Origin of the sequence: Caulobacter sp. CCH9-E1 (assembly GCF_001556515.1) — a bacterium.
Classification (GTDB): domain Bacteria; phylum Pseudomonadota; class Alphaproteobacteria; order Caulobacterales; family Caulobacteraceae; genus Caulobacter.
Genome location: NZ_LSJA01000028.1, coordinates 1 through 16,851 on the forward strand (window position 1 = coordinate 1; position 16,851 = coordinate 16,851).

A 16,851-nucleotide genomic window follows, 5' to 3' on the forward strand; every position below is an offset into this window, starting at 1 on the left:
TGGAGACCCGCCTGAACTCAACACGGTTGCTCCCCCGCATCGCGGGGGAGGATCTAAGGCGCCTACCCCTGCATCGCTTCCAGCTCCTTGCCACGGGTCTCGTGGATGAGCTTCTGAACCAGGAAGAACGAGATCACCGCGCTGACGGCGTAGAAGCCGTAGGTCGCGGGCAGGCTGGCCTTGGCCATGGCCGGGAAGCTGAACGAGATGGCGAAGTTGGCCATCCACTGGGCGAAGCCGGCGACCGCCAGGGCCGAGCCGCGCATCTGGTTCGGGAACATCTCGCCCAGCATCACCCACATGACCGGGCCCCAGGAGAGGTTGAAGAAGATCACGTAGAGGTTGGCGGCGACCAGGGCGATCGGGCCGACGTTGCCGTCCAGGACCAGCGCGCCGTTGACCGTGGTGGCGGTCGAGAAGCACCAGGTCAGGACGCCCAGGGTCACGGCCATGCCGACCGAGCCGATCAGCAGCAGCGGCTTGCGGCCGATGCGGTCGATCAGGGCGATGGCGGCCAGACAGGCCAGGATCGACAGCGCGCCCGACAGGATGTTGATCTTCAGGCTGTCGTCCTCGGTGAAGCCCACCGACTGCCACAGCACCGAGCCGTAGTAGAAGACGATGTTGATGCCGACCAGCTGCTGGAAGACGGCGAGCACGAGGCCGGCCCACAGGATCGGGCGAATCTTCTTGCTGACCGGATCCAGCAGGTCCGAGAACGTCGGCTTGTGGTCGGCGCTCAGCGAGGCGCGGATCTCGGCGACCTTGGCCGCGCCGGCGCCCGCGCCGAACAGGCGCGAGAGGATGGCCTCGGCCTTGGCGTCCTGGCCCTTGGCGACCAGGTAGCGGGGGCTTTCCGGAATGCCCAGCAGGCACAGGAAGAAGACGCCGGCCGGGATGACCTGCATCCAGAACATCCAGCGCCAGGCCGGTAGGCCCAGCCAGAACTCGGCGGTCGAACTGCCGGCGCTGTGGGCCAGGGCGTAGTTGGCCACGAAGGCGCCGGTCAGGCCGGTGATGATCATGATCTGCTGCACGGAGGACAGCCGACCGCGGATGTTCGCGGGCGTGACTTCCGAGATGTAGACCGGGCACAGCACGCTGGCCGCGCCGACGCCCAGGCCGCCGATCAGGCGGAAGATGACGAAGACGGTCGAGGTGTGCGCCGCCCCGGTGCCGAGCGCGCTGATGATGAACAGCACGGCCGAGATGATCATCACGGTGCGGCGGCCCCAGACGTCGGCCAGGCGGCCGGCGGCGAAGGCGCCGATGGCGCAGCCGATGAGGATGGCGGCCACGTTCAGGCCCGTGCCGAATTCGGTGAGGTTGAAGGCGCTGTTCAGGCCTTCCTGAGTGCCGTTGATGACGCCGCTGTCGTAGCCGAACATGAAGCCGCCGATCGTGGCGACCGCGACGATCGCGGCGACGAAGGCCATGTTCACCTTAGTCCCGTCAGCGCTCATGCCCGCGCTGGGGCCGGCGTTGGATACACTTGCCACAGGGTTTCCTCCCATTGAGCCTTCTTGGGCCCGTTGACGCCCCCACGACCCCTTAAGGGCCTCTGGTTGGCGCGACCTTAGTGTTACCGGTATCAGCGCGCAAGCGCAGGTTCTGACGACCATTTGCTCGCGCGTGGGACTCACCTCCGACGCCATCGATAGCAGAGCGGCCGTCCGTGAGGCGACAGGTCGAGTAGAGGTGACTTTCTGGCCCCCTCCAAATGTGTTAGCTAAGTATAGCTAATGAGGTTCGGCCATGACGACCGTCAACATGCACGACGCCAAGAGCCAGTTGTCCAAGCTGGTGGACGCCGTCGAAAAGGGCGAGATCGACGAGATCATCATCGCTCGCAACGGCCGTCCGGCCGCGCGCCTAGTCGCCATCCGGCCCTCGCGCGGGATCGAGCGGCGGATCGGCATCGCCGCTGGCATGTTCACGGCGCCGCGGGACCCACAAGCCGACGATGACGAGGCCGCCCGCCTGTTCCTCGGCTCTTCCGAGTGAAGCTGCTTCTGGACACCCACATCGCGCTCTGGTCGCTGACCGACGATCCGCGCCTGTCGAGCGCGGCGCGCGCGCTGATCCTCGATCCCGAGAACGAAATCTGTGTCAGCGCCGTCACCTTATGGGAGATCGCGATCAAGCATGGTCTGGGGCGCGGCGGTCCTAACGCCATGCCGATCGGTGGGGACGAGGCAATGGAGCTGTTCCTGGCGTCTGGCTACGACCTGATACCGATCACACCAGAGCAGGTCGTCCTGGTCGAGCAACTGCCCGCGATTCATGCCGATCCCTTCGACAGACTGCTAATCGTCCAGGGGCTGTCCGGGGCCCAGCGGCTCGTCACTCACGACGCGGTTGTCGCCTCCTACAGCGCCCACATCATCCGCGTCTAAATCGTCCGCGAACATTGCGGAAAAGACATTTGTATTGGCGGCGGAACCCGGCTCTAAGGGCTGAGCACATCAATTTACACATGTACATTTTGTAATGTTCGGCGCGATCATCGCGAGGCGTCGTTGGGCCGAGTGGGGGACCTGTTTTGCGCTTTAAGATCGCTTTGCTCGCGGCCGCGGCCGTACTGTCTCCGACCCTGGTCCAGGCCCAGACCGCCCCGGCGCCCGCCGCGCCCAAGGCGCCGGCCAAGGACGCCCCCACGGCGGTGGAGGGGGTGACGATCACCTCGGACTCGACGGCGATGCGCGCCTCGATCGACCGCCGCAGCTACAGCGTCGCCAACGACCTGTCGGCCAAGACCGGCTCGGTCGCCGACGCCCTGCGCAACATCCCTTCGGTCGAGGTCGACGTGCAGGGCAATGTCAGCCTGCGCGGGGACTCGAACGTCACGATCATGATCGACGGCAAGCCCAGCAGCCAGTTCACGGGCGAGGGCAAGGGCGACGCCCTGCAGTCGATGCCCGCCGACCAGATCGACCGCGTCGAGGTGATGACCAATCCGTCGGCGGCCTACCGCCCCGACGGGACGGCCGGGATCATCAATCTGATCACCAAGAAGACCCAGAAGCCGGGGACCAGCGGCACGGCGCGCTTCAATGTCGACACCCTGGGGCGCCACAATGGCGGGATCAGCGCCACGCGCCGCGCCGGCAAGCTGACCCTGACCGGCGACGCCAGCTATCGTCACGAGAAGCAGGAAGGCCGTCAGCTGATCGAGCGCTCGACGCTCGATGCGGCCAGCGGCGGCTATCGCGCCAGCACCCAGGCCTCCGACGCCGACAACACGGGCGGCATGACCAATCTGCGCGGCGCGCTCGACTATGACCTCGACAAGAGCAACCGCCTGAGCGGCGAGCTGCGCTTCCGCCGGATGGACTTCAACTCGGACGTCCAGGAGACCTATGCGGCGCGTGACGCCTCGGGGGCGCCGTCGCGCGCCTACGTCCGCGATCTCTTGGGCGAGATGCGTCGCGACACCGGCGCGGCCAGCGCGGATTGGCGTCGCCAGTTCAAGGGCGCGGATCACACCCTGACCACGCACGTGGAGTACGAGATCACCGACTTCACGCGCGACTTCGACGCCTTGACCCGCAACACGCCGGGCGTCGACCAGTACGAACGCGTCGGCATGGATGTCTTCCAGAACCGCGCCAATCTGAAGGTCGACTACAGCAAGCCGCTGCCCAAGGACGTCAAGCTGAAGACCGGCCTCGACTTCGAGCTGGCCAGCAACGCCTACAAGAACCGCGGCGCCTCGGGCCCGACGGCGGGCGGGCTGATCGTCGATCCGAACCGCACCAACGTCTACGACTACGACCAGGACGTCTACGCGGCCTATGTCACCTACGAGCGGCCGTTCGGCGACTTCACGGTCCAGGGCGGTTTGCGCGCCGAACAGGTGCGGATCAACGTCAACGACGTGACGCACGGCGCCACCGGTCGGAACGACTATTTCCGCGTCTACCCGACCCTGCACACGGGCTACACGCTGAGCCAGAACCAGACGCTCAGCGCCAATTACAGCCGCCGCGTCCAGCGTCCCGGCGCCCAGGACCTGCACCCCTATCGGGTCTATCTGGACCCCTTCAACTATCGGCAGGGCAACCCCAACCTGAAGCCCCAGATCACCGACTCCTACGAGCTGGGCTGGCAGTACAGGAAGGGCCAGGCCTACTATCTGGCGACGGCCTATTTCCGCGACACGCGCGACAGTGTGACGGATGTCGTCAGCGACTTGGGCGGCGGCGTTTTCCTGACCTCGAAGGCCAATCTCGGCAAGAGCCGCGCGGGCGGCCTGGAGCTGGTCGCCAACGGCCGCCTGTCGCCGAAGCTGACCTATAACCTCAGCGGCAACCTGTTCTGGAACGAGATCGACGCGGCCAATCTGGGCTTTTCCGGCGCGCGCTCGGGCACGGCCCTGTCGGGTCGAGCGAACCTGAACTGGCAGGCCACGCCCAAGGACTTCTTCCAGCTGAACGCCTTCACTTCGGGCAAGCGCTTGACCCCCCAAGGCTATCGCGAGCCCTTCAAGATGGTGAACCTGGGCTATCGCCGGAAGGTCAACGACAAGCTCTCGTTCGTCATGACCGCCCAGGACGTGCTGGACGACTTCCGCGAGGTTACGGTCATCGACACGCCCGCCCTGCGCGACCGCGCGCGCCGCTCGGCCAATGTCCGCTCGGTGTTCTTCGGCTTCAGCTACGCCTTCGGCGCAGGCAAGCCGCGTCCCGAGCAGTTCGACTTCAACGCGGGCGGGCCGGGCTGAGATTACGCTTGTTGACAACTCGCCGCGCGCGCAGGGTCTGGATCATGTCCACCCCGACCCTGAAGCGACTGGTTGTCGTGGCGATCGCGCTCACCGCGACCCCGGCGTTGAGCACGCCGAAAAATGACAAGGCCGAGGTCTGCGCGCTCGGCGCGCGGATCGTGGCCGAGCAGGCTCGCCGCGACGTAACCGCCTTTGACGGTCAAGACGCCGCCTCGGCGCAGTTTCTGCAGGACGTGTCGCGCCGGGCGGAACCTCCGCTCTCGAAAGCCGAGTGGGCGTTGCTGAGGCGCGCGCCGCAAAATCTCTTCGCGCGCTGCCCCGACCTGACGACGCAGTTGCCGGCCGGGACGCGGATGGCGACGCCCGAAGACCTGGCCGCGGTGCAGAAGATTACGCGGCTCGAACCCCTCTTCATCGGGGTCATCCAAGCGCCGCTGATTACGCCGGATGGACGTCGGGCGTTGGTGTATCAGTCCATCCGATGCGCCGGGCTCTGCGGCGACGGCAGCTTGACGGCCTATCGGCGCGTCGACGGTCGTTGGGTTCAGGACCGGGTGATCTTCAGATTTGTGTCGTGAGCCGCTTCTCGTAGCGCCAGACCTTCAGGGGGAACGGGCCGGCCGAAGTCTCGCTCTCCACGACCTCTTCGCGCGCCAGGGTCCAGCCGGACTTTTCGTAGAAGCGGGCGGCGCGGGCGTTGCCGATGGCGCAGGCCAGCCAGGCGGTTTTGACGCCCGCCTCGACCAAGCGCCTCTCGGCGTCGGCCATCAGCACGCCCGCCGCGCCCGAGCCGCGCGCTTCGCCGGCCAGGTAGAACTGGTTCAACTCGTCGCCCTTGATCAGGTGGAAGCCCAACGGCGCGCCGATGGGACCCAGCGCTCGTACACGGGGTAGGGCGGCGGCCATGCGTCCGGCGAAGCTCTCGGGCGTGCGCAGCGTGATCAGGTCCTTGGGGACGATCGCCAGGTGCGCGTCCACCCAGCCCTCGCGCCACAGCCTGGCGAGCGGCTCCAGGTCCTCGGGCTCGGCGGCGCGGGTCGCCAGGTTCAGTCTTCGTAGAGATTCCTCGACGCCGGCCTCGACGTCGGCGTCCTGGTACAGCGCGCCGGCCTCGCGCCAGAGGTCCGTGGCGGTCTGACCGAGGTCTTCCCGCGCCAAGGCGCTGAGCCGGAGCGCGTTGGCGAGGTCGAGGTCCGTGGCCTCCGAGCTGGCGCGATAGAGGGCGATGGCCTCGTCGGCGGCGGCCAGCGCCGCTTCGGCCTTTCCTGCTTCGCGATCCAGGTCCGAGACATGCCGCAACGCGTGGGCCAGCGGAACGACGGCGCCGACCTCCCGCGCCTTGTCGGCGGCCTTGGCGTAGAGGTCGCGCGCTTGGTCGGGATGGCCGGCGTTGGCGGCCTGAAGCGCGGCGACGAAAAGCGGCTCGAAATCTTGCAAGGCGGGGCCCTCCGGCGGCCATCCTGACAAGTCGTTCGCGCCAAGGCCAGAGCCCAAGAAGAAAGCCCCCGGATCGCTCCGGGGGCTTTTGTCGTCAGTGGTTGTGCCGGGGCAGCTTGGACGCCAGGTCCTGGTACTTGACCGCGAACTCCAGCACCCCGCCGGTGTCGAGCTGGCTGGCGTGGGCCCGGTAGATTTCCTGCCAGGGCGTCATGGTCGCGGGGACCGCCGGAATACCTTCCTTCTTGCGCTCGGCGATCGTCGCCTCGTCCACCAGGGCGTCGCAGCGCCCGGTGTTAATGTCGATGCGGATGGTGTCGCCGGTGCGCAGCCACGACAGGCCGCCACCGATCGCGCTCTCGGGCGAGGCGTTCAGGATCGAGGGGCTGTCGGCGGTGCCCGACTGGCGGCCGTCGCCCAGGGTCGGCAGGCTCATGATCCCCTTCTTCAGCAGGTGATCCGGCGGCTGCATGTTGACGACCTCGGCCGAGCCGGGCCAGCCGATCGGACCGGCGCCGCGGATGACCAGGATGCAGCGCTCGTCGATCTCCAGAGACGGATCGTTGATCCGCTTGTGGTAGTCGTCCGAGCCGTCGAACACGATGGCGCGAGCCTCGAAGACGCCCTCCTTGCCCGGTTCGGACAGGTAGCGCTTGCGGAACTCCTCGCCGATCACGCTGGACTTCATGATCGCGAAGTCGAACAGGTTGCCCTTCAGGACCAGGAAGCCGGCCTTTTCGGCCAGCGGCTGGTCATAGGGGAAGATCACCTCGCGGTCGCTGGTCTCGCGGCCCTGCAGGTTCTCGCCCATGGTCTTGCCGGTGACGGTCAGGACGTCGCCGTGCAGGCGGCCTTGCTGGAGGAGCTCCCACAGCACCGCCGGCGCGCCGCCGGCCCGGTGGAAGCGCTCGCCCAGATACTTGCCGGCCGGCTGCATGTTGACGATCAACGGGATGTCGTAGGCCGCGCGCCAGTCGTCGGCGGTGATCTCGACGCCCGCGTGACGCGCCATGGCCACGATGTGCGGCTGGGCGTTGGTCGAGCCGCCGGCCGCCGCCACCAGGGCGATGGCGTTCTGGAAGGCCTTCTTCGTGAGGATGTCGAGCGGTTTGACGTCCTCATAGGCCAGGTCGACGATCCGTTGGCCGGTCTTGTAGGCCATCTGGCCGCGCTCGCGGTACGGGGCCGGGATCGCCGCGCAGCCGGTCAGCGACAGGCCCAGCGCCTCGGCCACGGCGTTCATGGTCGAGGCCGTGCCCATGGTGTTGCAGTGGCCCGCCGACGGCGCGGAGCTGGCGGCGCGGTCGATGAACTCTTCTTCCGTGATCTCGCCGGCGGCCAGCTTACGGCGCGAGCGCCAGATCACCGTGCCCGAGCCGACCAGCTCGCCCTCGTGCCAGCCGTCCAGCATCGGACCGCCCGACAGGACGATGGCCGGGATGTTGACGGTGGTGGCGGCCATGATGCCGGCCGGGGTGGTCTTGTCGCAGCCCGTGGTCAGGACGACGGCGTCGATCGGATAGCCGTGCAGGGTCTCGACCAGGCCGAGATAGGAGAGGTTCCGGTCCAGCGCCGCCGTCGGGCGACGGCAGTTCTCGAAGATCGGATGGACCGGAAACTCCATGGGAATGCCCCCGGCGTCGCGGATCCCGTCCCGAATCCGCGTCACCAGGTCCAGGTGGATGCGGTTGCAGGGCGAGATGTCGCTGCCGGTCTGGGCGATGCCGATGATCGGCTTGCCGCTTCGCAGCTCCTCCGGCGTGATCCCGTAGTTCATGAAGCGCTCCAGATAGAGCGCGGTCATGTCGATGTGGTCGGGATTATCGAACCAATCGCGAGACCGGAACCGGCGGGGCGTGCGTTCAGACAAGGCGGACCTCGTGTTGCGGCTGGCCCGCGACATTGACCCCGACGGCGAACAGGCCGCCGGCCAGCGGATACTGGGCCAGGGTTTCGTCGCTGAGGCCCTTGCGGGCGGTGGTGAAGAAAAGGGTCTTCAGGTCCGGCCCGCCGAAGCAGACCTTGGTGACGTTGGGGGCGGGAAGGTCGATCTTGCCGACGATCTCGCCAGCCGGCGAGACGCGGATGACGCCAAAGCCGCCCCACAGGGCGATCCACAGGCAGCCTTCGGAATCGACCACCGTGCCGTCGGGATAGATGTCGTCGCCCAGCTTGACGTGAACGAAGGCGCGCTTGTTCGACAGCGTCCCGTCCTCGGCCAGGTCGTAGGCCCAGATGGTCTTTTCCAGGGTGTCGGTGTGGTAGAAGGTCTTGCCGTCCGGCGAGACGCAGGGACCGTTGGTGATGCAGATGTCCTTGTCCATCCGCGCCACGCCTTCGGCGTCCATGCGGTAGAGCGAGCCGCTCTTGGCCTCTTCGCCGTCGTGCATGGTGCCGAACCACAGGCGGCCATTCGCGTCGACGGTGGCGTCGTTGGGGCGGTTGTCGAGGGCGGCGTCCTCGACCTCGATCAGCGAGCGGAAGCCGAACGCGGGATGGAAGCGGTGGATGCCGGTCTTCAGGCCGACGACAAAGCCGCCAGCGTCGGCGATCGGCGCCAGAAAGGTGACCTGGTCGGGCGCGTCGAAGCTGAAATGTTCGCCCGTCGCGGGATTATAGTTGTGGATCTTGCGCTGCTTGATGTCGACGAACCACAGGGCGTCGCCGTGCCAGATCGGGCCCTCGCCCAGCGTGGCCTTCAGATCCCAGACGCAGGTGACTTCAGCGGTCATATCAGCCTCTTCAGATCCTTCTCCCTTGATGGAGAAGGGTAGGGTGGGGTGAATAGGACATCGGCGGCCGAACCGCTACACCACCCCGATCCCCACCTCGCCCCCATCCAGGGAGAAGCGCGCCTGTCAGCGCCAGCCGGCGTCGATCCAGTATTCGTGACCGGTGCAGAGCGAGGCGTCGTCCGAGGCCAGGAACAGCACCAGCGAGGCGACGTGGTCCGGCAGGATGCGGCCCTTCAGGCACTGGGCGGCGACGATCTGGGCCTCGCCTTCCGGCGTGTACCACTTCTCCTGGCGCTTGGTCTTGACGTTGCCGGGCACCACGCAGGTGACGCGGATGTCGTCGGGACCCAGCTCGCGGGCCAGGGCCCGGGTCATGCCCTCGATGCCGGCCTTGGCGGTCTCGTAGAGGACGAGGTCCTCCAGACCCAGGTGCCAGCTGATCGAGCCGAAGTTGATGATGGCGCCGCCGCCGCGCTTCTTCATGCCGCCGGCCACGGCCTGGGCCGCGAACACCATGTGGCGCAGGTTCACGCCGATGCGGTTGTCCCAGTATTCGGGCGTCAGGTCCGAGAGGCTATGACGGTCGTCGTTGCCGGCGTTGTTGACCAGCACGTCGACGTCGCCGATTTCGGCGAAGGTCGCCTTCAGCGCGTCGATGTTCATCAGGTCGCAGCGCTTGTAGACCGGCGCGATCGCCGCGTCCTTCGACAGCTCGGCGACCAGGGCTTGCGAGTCCGCGTCGACGATGTCGAGGAAGATCACCTCGGCGCCCTGGCGGACGAAGCCGGCGACGAGGCCGGCGCCGATGCCCGAGCCGCCGCCGGTGATGACGACGCGCTTGCCCTTCAGGCTGGGATAGATGGCTGAGGACATGCTGCTTACGACCACGAGTAGGAGGTTTTCGTCTGGGTGAAGAACTCGACGGCGGCGAAGCCCTGTTCGCGCGCGCCGTACGAGCTGCTCTTCGTGCCGCCGAACGGCACGTGGTAGTCGACGCCGGCCGTGGCCAGGTTGACCATGGTCATGCCGGCCTTGGCGTGGCGCTGGAAGTGGCGGGCGTACTTCAGCGAGGTCGTGGCGATGCCGGCCGACAGGCCGAACTCGACGCCGTTGGCGATCTCCAGGGCCTCTTCGTACGACTTGACGCGGATGGTCGAGGCGACGGGGCCGAAGACCTCCTCGTTGTTGATCCGCATGCCGGCTTCGGTGTCGGCGATCAGGGTCGGCTGCACGTACCAGCCCGGATTGTCGAGCTTCAGACGATCGCCGCCGGTGACGACGCGGCCGCCTTCGCCCTTGGCGATGTCGATGTACTTGTAGCTCGTCTCCATCTGGTCTTCGGAGACGGCCGGGCCGATCTGGGTGTTGGGGTCCAGGGCGTCGCCCACGCGCAGGGCGGCGACCTTCTCGGCCAGCAGAGCCACGAACTTGTCATGGATGCCGTCCTGGACGATCAGGCGCGAGCTGGCGGTGCAGCGCTGGCCGGTGGCGTAGAACGAGCCGTCCAGGGCGATGGCGACGGCGCGTTCCAGGTCGGCGTCGTCCAGGATGATCAGCGGATTCTTGCCGCCCATCTCCAGCTGCACGCGGGCCTGGCGGGCCATGGCGGCGGCGGCGACCTGGGCGCCCACGCCTTGCGAGCCCGTGAACGAGATCCCGTCCACGTCCTTGTGCTTGATCAGCACGTCGCCCATCGAGCCGCGGCCGAACAGCATGTTGAAGACGCCCGCCGGGGCGCCGCATTCCTGCATGATGTCGGCCAGCACGTTGGCGGTCGCCGGGGTCGGGCCGGCCGGCTTGATCACCACGGTGTTGCCGAAGGCGAGCGCGGGCGCGGCCTTCCAGGCCGGGATGGCGATCGGGAAGTTCCAAGGCGTGATCAGGCCGAACACGCCGACGGCCTGGCGATAGGTCTGGACCTCGACGCCGGGACGGGTGCTTTCCAGGTTCTGGCCGTGGCGGCGCAGGGCCTCGCCCGCGAAGTACTTGAAGATGCGGCCGGCGCGGACGGTTTCGCCGACGCCTTCGGCGACCGTCTTGCCCTCTTCGCGCGCCAGCAGGCGGCCGATGTCGGCGCTGCGGGCGATGATGGTCGAGCCGACCTTGTCCAGCAGGTCCGAGCGGACTTCCGGCGAGGCTTCCGACCAGCTGGGGAAGGCCTTCTTGGCCGCGTCGACGGCGGCGTCGACCTCGGCCTGGCCGCCCATCGGGACCTTGGCGACGACGTCGTTGGTGTTCGACGGGTTCAGGCTTTCGGCCGGGGCGTCGGCGGCGACGCGTTCGCCGCCGATATAGTGGCGCAGGGTGTCGGTCATGGCCGAGCTCCTTGGCTAGGATTTTCGAGCGAAGTGGGAACCGGTTCGCGTGAAGAAAATCCGTTGAAACAAAGCATTAGAGCAGGCCGCGGCCGGCCAGGTTGCGGATCAGGGCCGAGATGCCGAACGTCCACGGCTTGGCCTTGTCGCAGGTGGTGACTTCGTTCTCGAGCACGCCCAGCTTGGGCGTCGAGACACGGACGCGGTCGCCGACCTTGTGGGTGAAGCCCTGGCCGGGCGCATCCCGGTCCTGGATCGGGGCGAACATCGTGCCCAGGAACAGGGCGAAGCCGTCCGGGTACTGGTGCTGCTTGCCATAGGCCTGGCCGGCGAGAACGGCGGGGTCGCGGCTGATCAGGCTCATGTTCGACTTGCCGTCGAGCACGAAGTTGTCGCGGCCGGTGATCTTCAGCTCGACCTCGGCCGAGCGGACGTCGTCCAGGGCGAAGGTCTCGTCGAACAGGCGGAAGAACGGGCCAATGGCGCAGCTGGCGTTGTTGTCCTTGGCCTTGCTGAGCAGCAAGGCGCTGCGGCCTTCGAAGTCGCGCAGGTTGACGTCGTTGCCCAGCGACGCGCCGCGGATCTGGCCCTGGCCGTCGCACAGCAGCACGACTTCCGGCTCGGGGTTGTTCCAGTGGCTGTCGTAGCGAACGCCGACATGGTCGCCCCAGCCCATCGAGGACAGGGTCGGGCCCTTGGTGAAGATCTCGGCGTCGGGGCCGATGGCGACTTCCAGGTACTGCGACCACAGGCCGTCGGCCATCAGGGCGGCCTTCAGGCGCGCGGCGCCTTCCGAGCCCGGTTCGACGCTCTTCAGGTCGCCGCCCATGCGGTCGGACAGTTGCTGGCGGATTTCCAGGGCCCTGGCGGCGTCGCCGCGCGCGCGTTCCTCGATCACCCGCTCCAGGGTCGAGACGGCGAAGGTCACGCCGGCGGCCTTCAGGCATTGCAGGTCGACGGGGGCCAGCAGCTTCACCGGCGCGGCGCCGTCGGGGTCTTCCCAGACCGGGCGGATGTCGAGGGCTTCCAGCGGGCCCTTGTCCTCGCCGCGCGGGATCGCCGCGCCGGGCTGGAAGGCGTTCATCAGGTCGGCGACGGTCGGCGCGACCTTGGACATGTCCTCGACGCGGCCGCCGCGCACCAGCACGGGCGTCGGGCCTTCGCCGAAGTCGATGCGGCCCAGCAGGGTCGCGTTTTTCCAGTCATCCGGAAGGAATTCGCTTACGCCCACGGCGTCGTCTCCCCTTTGCCGAGCGTCTGAAGGCGCCGAAACCGTCGGCGGCGCTCGTTGGTCGAAAGCTTGGTAGCGCTAACATGTGGCGGCTGCAAGCGCGTTGTCAGACCAATACAAAAACGCCCTCTCCAAAGGGAGAGGGCGGGGCCGCCGCGAAGCGGGAGGGAGAGGGATTCTACTCCGCCACCGGCCCGCTCGAATCCCGCACGATCAGCGTATGCGGATGCATCAACTGCCGCGGCTCGCCGCCGCCGTCGCGATGGCGGCGGATTTCCTCCAGCACCAGGTCCACGGCCGCGCGGGCCATGGCGGCGATCGGCTGGTGGACGGTGGTCAGGGGCGGCCAGATGTTGTCGGCGATCGAGGTGTCGTCGAAGCCGACGATCGAGACGTCGCCCGGCACGTCCAGGCCCAGGCGATGGGCCACGCCGGCGGCGGCGGCGGCCATGTCGTCGTTGGCCGCGAAGATCGCCGTGGGACGCGGCTCGGCCGCCAGCAGCCGCTCGGCCGCCTCCAGGCCGGAGCGATAGGTGAAGTAGCCCTGCTCGACCCGGATGTTCTCTTGCGGGACGCCGGCCGCCTTCAGGGCCGACAGGAAGCCGTCCAGGCGCTGCTGGCTGACGGTCTGGTTCGGGTGGCCCTTGATGAAGCCGAAGCGCTTGTGGCCCAGGCTCAACAGGTGCTGGGTCAGCTCGAGGGCGGCGGCCTCGTTGTCGATGCGGATGGTCGCCATGTCGGCGCTGGCCATGCCCGGCGCGACGGCCACGGCGGCGGCGCCGGCCGCCTTGACCTCGGCCAGAACCTGCGGGGACTCGCAGAGCGGCGGCGGCAGGATCAGGCCGTCGACGCCCGTCTTCAGCAGTCGAGCCAGGGTGGCGCCGGCCAGTTCGGGCTCGGCGCACTTCTCGATCACGATCTGCGAGCCGGTGCGGCTGCTTTCGTCCAGGGCGCCGACCAGGAATTCCGACAGATAGCCGGTCGAGGGGTTGTCGTAGAGCAGGCCGATGCGGAAGGGCGCGCTGCCGGCCAGGCTGCGAGCGGCGGGATTGGGCGCATAGTTGAGCTCGGCGATGGCCTTCTCGACGAGCGCCCGCGTCTCCTCCTTGACGGTGCTCTCACGATTGATGACGCGGGAAACGGTCATCGGCGAGACGCCCGCGCGGGCGGCGACATCACGGATGGTGGCGCTCTGGGTCGTGCGACGACGCTGGCGCTCGGGCGGTTGGCTCATTCTTGGTCTATCCCTATGCGGGCGGGACACTAGACCGGTTCGGGCGCAGCTTGGAAGACGGCGAAGGTCGAAGGTCTTCTCCCGGCGCGACAGAGACGATAGGCAAGCCAGATGACCTCTCTGGGCGCGATCATCCTGTGCGGCGGCGCCTCCCGGCGGATGGGCCGCGACAAGGCGGTGCTGGACTGGGACGGGCGCCGGGCGGTGGATCGGGTGGCGGCTCTCGCGCGGGCGGCGGGCGCGGAGGCGCTGGTGACGGCCGGCGCCGATCTTGGCCTGCCCTGGGTTCCGGACGACGAGGCCGGGGCGGGACCGGTGGGCGGCGTGCTGGCCGGCGCGCGGGCGCTGGGGACCGAGCGGCTGCTGGTGCTGGCGGTCGACGCGCCGACGGTGACCCTGGAGGATCTGACGCCGCTGCTGGCGAACGGCGGCTTCTATGAAGGCTTGCCCGTGCCGATGGTGGTCGAGGCGGCGGCGCTGCCCGTTGACGCCGAGGCCGGTTGGCCGCTGCGGCGGCTGGTCGAGCGGGCGGGGCTGAAGGCGCTGGCCGTTCCGGAAGGCGCGCTGGGGCGGCTGCGCGGGGCGAACACGCCGGAGGAGTTTCGGGCTCTGGTTCAACACTCAAAATAGCGTGTCATCCCGGACGGCCGCAGGCCGATCCGGGACCCAGGGGCCGGCGCAGTGCGGTCGCCCCTGGGGCCCGGCTCTCCGCTTCGCTACGGCCGGGATGACGAGAGTTGTTGTGGGCTAAAGCGCTCTCAATAAACGTCCCGCCGGTACCGGCCTTCGTCGGTCAGCCGCTCGACCGTCTCACCGCCCAGCACCTCGACCAGCACGGCGTGGACGTCGCGCGACATCCCTTCCAGCGACCCGCAGACATAGATCGCCGCGCCATCGGCGACCCACTGGCGCAGCGTGTCCGCCGCCGCGCGCAGGCGATGCTGGACATACAGCCGTTCGCCCTGGTCGCGGGAGAAGGCGAGATCCAGCCGCTCCAGCGCGCCGGCGGCGAGCCAGCCCTCGATCTCGTTGCGCAGGAAATAGTCGTGAGCGGCGGTGCGCTCGCCGAACACCAGCCAGTTGCGACGCGCCCCGGCGGCGACGCGCGCCTTGAGATGGGCCCGCAGGCCCGCCAGCCCCGTGCCCGAGCCGATCAGGATCAGCGGTCGGGCGGCGTCAGGCGCGTGGAAGCTCTTGTTCGTCCGGACGCGGGCGTCGATCGCGCCGCCAATCTCGGCATGGCGGCACAGCCAGCCCGAACCCAGTCCCGGTCGGCCCTCGGCGTCGGTCATCAGCCGGACGATCAACTCGACGCCGCCGTCGGCGGGCAGGGAGGCGATCGAATATTCCCGGTGCGGCAGGGGCGTCAGTTTCTCGGCGATCTGGGCGGGCGCGAGGCTGTGCAAAGCCTCGATCGCCGCCGGCTCGTGCGGCAGGCGCAGGCTGGACAGGGTCTCGGCCGCCTCGGCCGGCAGGCCCAGCGCCACCACATCGGCCGGCGCGTTGCGCGGGCCGATCTCCAGGATGTCGCCGGCTTGCCAGGTCGCGCCGTCGGGTGGCGTCAGGCGGATGCGCCAGGCCTCGCCCCCGGGACTGCCGGGATTGAGCAACTCGCGCTCGGCCAGGGTCCAGCGGCCATAGGCGGGGCGGCTCCAGTCGGGGGCGTCGGTGACGCCGGTCAGGACCGAGAGCTTGCCCTGCCAGTGGCGCAGAGCGGCCGGATCGCCGTCGTCGACCTCGACGCGGTCGAACAGGGCTTGCGCGCCGGCGTGGGCCAGCCAGGCGTCCAGCGTCCGGCCGAAAGCGCAATAGTGAGCGTAGGTGGAGTCGCCCAGCGCCAGGACCCCGTAGCGCAGGGCCGAGAGGTCGTGGCCGTCCTTCATCACGTCGCGGATGAAGGCGCGGGCGCTGTCGGGGGCGTCGCCTTCGCCAGTGGTGCTGACGACGAACAGGGCGCGGCCGGAAAGGTCGGCGGCGGTGACGGCCGACAGCTCGCGCAGGGTCACGGGCGCGCCGGCGTCGGAGAGGGCTTTGGCGGTGGCGTTCGCCAGCTCCTCGGCGAAGCCGGTCTGGCTGGCATAGGCGACCAGCACGGGCTCGCCCGCGCCTTGCGACAGCGCCTCGGCCGCCTGGCGGGCGGCCTTGCGACGCCAAGCCTCGCGCAGGGCGATCGCGCCGCAGAACAGGGCGTAGGCGCCCGTGACGGCCCCAGCGGCCAGCAGGCGGCGAACCTCGGGCGAAAAGGCGGAAAGGTCGGGCATCAGTCGAGCATGGCCCGAAGCGCGGGCGATAGGCGCTCCTCCAGCCCGCCCGACGCGGCGCGGCTGACGATCAGGGCGGCGAGGTCGTGGCGGGCGGAGAAGGCCAGGGCCGCGTCGGGCGCCATGACGGTCAGGGCCGTGGCCCAGGCGTCGGCGCTCATGCAGTCCCTCGCCAGCACCGTGACGCTGACGGTCGGGTGGGCGACGGGCGCGCCGGTGGCGGGGTCCAGGGTGTGGGCGTAGCGGCGGCCGTCGTGGTCGAAGAACCGGCGGTAGTCGCCCGAGGTGGCGACGGAGAGATCATGCAGGGCGACGACGGTCTTTTCCGCGTCGTTGGCGCTGGGGGGGCGCTCCAGCTCGACCCACCAGGGCTGGCCGTCGGGCTTGGCCCCGGTCCCGCGCAGCTCGCCGCCGACCTCGACGAGGTAGCTTTTCACCCCGGCGCGATCCAGCGCGGCGGCGGCCTGGTCGACGCCGAAGCCCTTGGCGATGCCGTTCAGATCGAGCTTCAGGCCGCCCGGCTGGAACAGGGCCTCGCCATCCAGCGTCAGGCGCTTCCAGCCGCCGGCTTCGCGCAGGGCGGTGACGGCGTCGCGTTCGGGCGGCGCGCCGGAGAAGGGGCGGGGGCCAAAGCCCCAGAGGTCGGTCAGAGCGCCGAGGGTCGGGTCGAAGGCGCCGTCGCTGGCCTCGGCGACCTCGATCGCGCGGCGCAGGACGGTCAGGGTCGCCTCGGGCAGCCTGACCCAGCTCCCGGCCGGCGCGCGGTTGTAGCGCGACAGATCCGACAGCGGCTCCCACGGGCTCATCTCGCGCACCACGGCGTCCAGCGCCCGTTGGACCATGGCCTCCAGGGCGGGAAGGTCGACGGTCGCCGGCAGCACCGCCTTGGCCGACCAGGTCGTCCCCATGGTC

Annotated in this window: 15 protein-coding genes and 1 pseudogene; 5 read left to right on the forward strand and 11 right to left on the reverse strand. The window is 68.8% G+C overall.

What is annotated here, in order from left to right; translation table 11 throughout:
• Positions 1-62: 62 nt before the first annotated feature.
• Positions 63-1,499: a sugar porter family MFS transporter gene (locus AX690_RS01640; protein WP_066683327.1), complete on the reverse strand. Its 1,437-nt coding sequence runs from the start codon at positions 1,497-1,499 to the stop codon at positions 63-65.
• A gap of 256 nt (positions 1,500-1,755) precedes the next feature.
• Here AX690_RS01640 and AX690_RS01645 point away from each other — a divergent pair, with 256 nt between their 5' ends.
• From AX690_RS01645 to AX690_RS01660, 4 genes are all read left to right on the forward strand, one after another.
• Positions 1,756-2,004 carry a type II toxin-antitoxin system Phd/YefM family antitoxin gene (locus tag AX690_RS01645; protein ID WP_066683326.1) on the forward strand — a complete coding sequence of 83 codons (249 nt, stop codon included), beginning with the start codon at positions 1,756-1,758 and terminating at the stop codon, positions 2,002-2,004.
• On the forward strand, positions 2,001-2,396 hold the full coding sequence (locus tag AX690_RS01650) for a type II toxin-antitoxin system VapC family toxin (protein ID WP_066683325.1): 396 nt from the start codon (positions 2,001-2,003) through the stop codon (positions 2,394-2,396). The genes AX690_RS01645 and AX690_RS01650 overlap by 4 nt, the downstream gene beginning before the upstream one ends.
• 146 nt (positions 2,397-2,542) lie before the next feature.
• Positions 2,543-4,723: an outer membrane beta-barrel family protein gene (locus AX690_RS01655; protein WP_066683323.1), complete on the forward strand. Its 2,181-nt coding sequence runs from the start codon at positions 2,543-2,545 to the stop codon at positions 4,721-4,723.
• 44 nt (positions 4,724-4,767) lie between these two features.
• Complete coding sequence (locus AX690_RS01660) at positions 4,768-5,304, forward strand: hypothetical protein (protein WP_156449525.1); 537 nt, start codon at positions 4,768-4,770, stop codon at positions 5,302-5,304.
• On the opposite strand, the gene AX690_RS21930 is transcribed toward AX690_RS01660, so the two are convergent.
• From AX690_RS21930 to AX690_RS01695, 7 genes are all read right to left on the reverse strand, one after another.
• On the reverse strand, positions 5,288-6,163 hold the full coding sequence (locus tag AX690_RS21930) for a GNAT family N-acetyltransferase (RefSeq protein WP_082769439.1): 876 nt from the start codon (positions 6,161-6,163) through the stop codon (positions 5,288-5,290). The two genes, AX690_RS01660 and AX690_RS21930, sit on opposite strands and share 17 nt — an antisense overlap.
• A 94-nt stretch (positions 6,164-6,257) precedes the next feature.
• The gene (gene xylD / locus AX690_RS01670) at positions 6,258-8,033 is read right to left on the reverse strand and encodes a xylonate dehydratase XylD (protein ID WP_066683319.1); all 1,776 of its coding nucleotides are present in this window, start codon (positions 8,031-8,033) and stop codon (positions 6,258-6,260) included.
• Complete coding sequence (locus tag AX690_RS01675) at positions 8,026-8,895, reverse strand: SMP-30/gluconolactonase/LRE family protein (RefSeq protein ID WP_066683317.1); 870 nt, start codon at positions 8,893-8,895, stop codon at positions 8,026-8,028. The genes xylD and AX690_RS01675 overlap by 8 nt, the downstream gene beginning before the upstream one ends.
• A gap of 126 nt (positions 8,896-9,021) precedes the next feature.
• Positions 9,022-9,771 carry a D-xylose 1-dehydrogenase gene (xylB, locus tag AX690_RS01680; RefSeq protein ID WP_066683315.1) on the reverse strand — a complete coding sequence of 250 codons (750 nt, stop codon included), beginning with the start codon at positions 9,769-9,771 and terminating at the stop codon, positions 9,022-9,024.
• 5 nt (positions 9,772-9,776) lie between these two features.
• A complete protein-coding gene (locus tag AX690_RS01685; protein ID WP_066683313.1) occupies positions 9,777-11,213 on the reverse strand; it encodes an aldehyde dehydrogenase family protein in 1,437 nt (478 codons plus the stop codon).
• Positions 11,214-11,289: 76 nt separating this feature from the next.
• Positions 11,290-12,444 carry a fumarylacetoacetate hydrolase family protein gene (locus AX690_RS01690; RefSeq protein ID WP_066683311.1) on the reverse strand — a complete coding sequence of 385 codons (1,155 nt, stop codon included), beginning with the start codon at positions 12,442-12,444 and terminating at the stop codon, positions 11,290-11,292.
• Positions 12,445-12,622: 178 nt separating this feature from the next.
• Entirely contained in the window at positions 12,623-13,678 is a 1,056-nt protein-coding gene (locus AX690_RS01695) for a LacI family DNA-binding transcriptional regulator (RefSeq protein ID WP_066683308.1), read from the reverse strand.
• Between the two features lie 111 nt (positions 13,679-13,789).
• Between AX690_RS01695 and AX690_RS01700 the strand changes: the two genes are divergently transcribed.
• Positions 13,790-14,308 carry a molybdenum cofactor guanylyltransferase gene (locus AX690_RS01700; RefSeq protein ID WP_066730214.1) on the forward strand — a complete coding sequence of 173 codons (519 nt, stop codon included), beginning with the start codon at positions 13,790-13,792 and terminating at the stop codon, positions 14,306-14,308.
• On the opposite strand, the pseudogene AX690_RS23510 reads toward AX690_RS01700, so the two are convergent.
• The 3 genes and pseudogenes from AX690_RS23510 to AX690_RS01710 all read right to left on the reverse strand — a co-directional run.
• Positions 14,300-14,408 (reverse strand): annotated as a pseudogene (locus AX690_RS23510) (hypothetical protein); the annotation flags it as partial. The gene AX690_RS01700 and the pseudogene AX690_RS23510 sit on opposite strands and share 9 nt — an antisense overlap.
• A gap of 28 nt (positions 14,409-14,436) precedes the next feature.
• Entirely contained in the window at positions 14,437-15,939 is a 1,503-nt protein-coding gene (locus AX690_RS01705; protein WP_066683306.1) for a sulfite reductase flavoprotein subunit alpha, read from the reverse strand.
• On the reverse strand, positions 15,939-16,851 hold a 913-nt coding region (locus AX690_RS01710), incomplete at its 5' end, for an FAD:protein FMN transferase (protein ID WP_066730215.1). The genes AX690_RS01710 and AX690_RS01705, both read right to left, overlap by 1 nt.

Excerpts from the sequence above, each read along its gene's own strand:
- AX690_RS01675 (WP_066683317.1), bottom strand. The coding sequence starts at position 8,895 with ATGACCGCTGAAGTCACCTGCGTCTGGGATCTGAAGGCCACGCTGGGC.
- AX690_RS01645 (WP_066683326.1), top strand. The coding sequence starts at position 1,756 with ATGACGACCGTCAACATGCACGACGCCAAGAGCCAGTTGTCCAAGCTG.
- AX690_RS01705 (WP_066683306.1), bottom strand. The coding sequence starts at position 15,939 with ATGCCCGACCTTTCCGCCTTTTCGCCCGAGGTTCGCCGCCTGCTGGCC.
- AX690_RS01660 (WP_156449525.1), top strand. The coding sequence starts at position 4,768 with ATGTCCACCCCGACCCTGAAGCGACTGGTTGTCGTGGCGATCGCGCTC.
- AX690_RS01695 (WP_066683308.1), bottom strand. The coding sequence starts at position 13,678 with ATGAGCCAACCGCCCGAGCGCCAGCGTCGTCGCACGACCCAGAGCGCC.
- AX690_RS01700 (WP_066730214.1), top strand. The coding sequence starts at position 13,790 with ATGACCTCTCTGGGCGCGATCATCCTGTGCGGCGGCGCCTCCCGGCGG.
- AX690_RS01685 (WP_066683313.1), bottom strand. The coding sequence starts at position 11,213 with ATGACCGACACCCTGCGCCACTATATCGGCGGCGAACGCGTCGCCGCC.
- xylB (WP_066683315.1), bottom strand. The coding sequence starts at position 9,771 with ATGTCCTCAGCCATCTATCCCAGCCTGAAGGGCAAGCGCGTCGTCATC.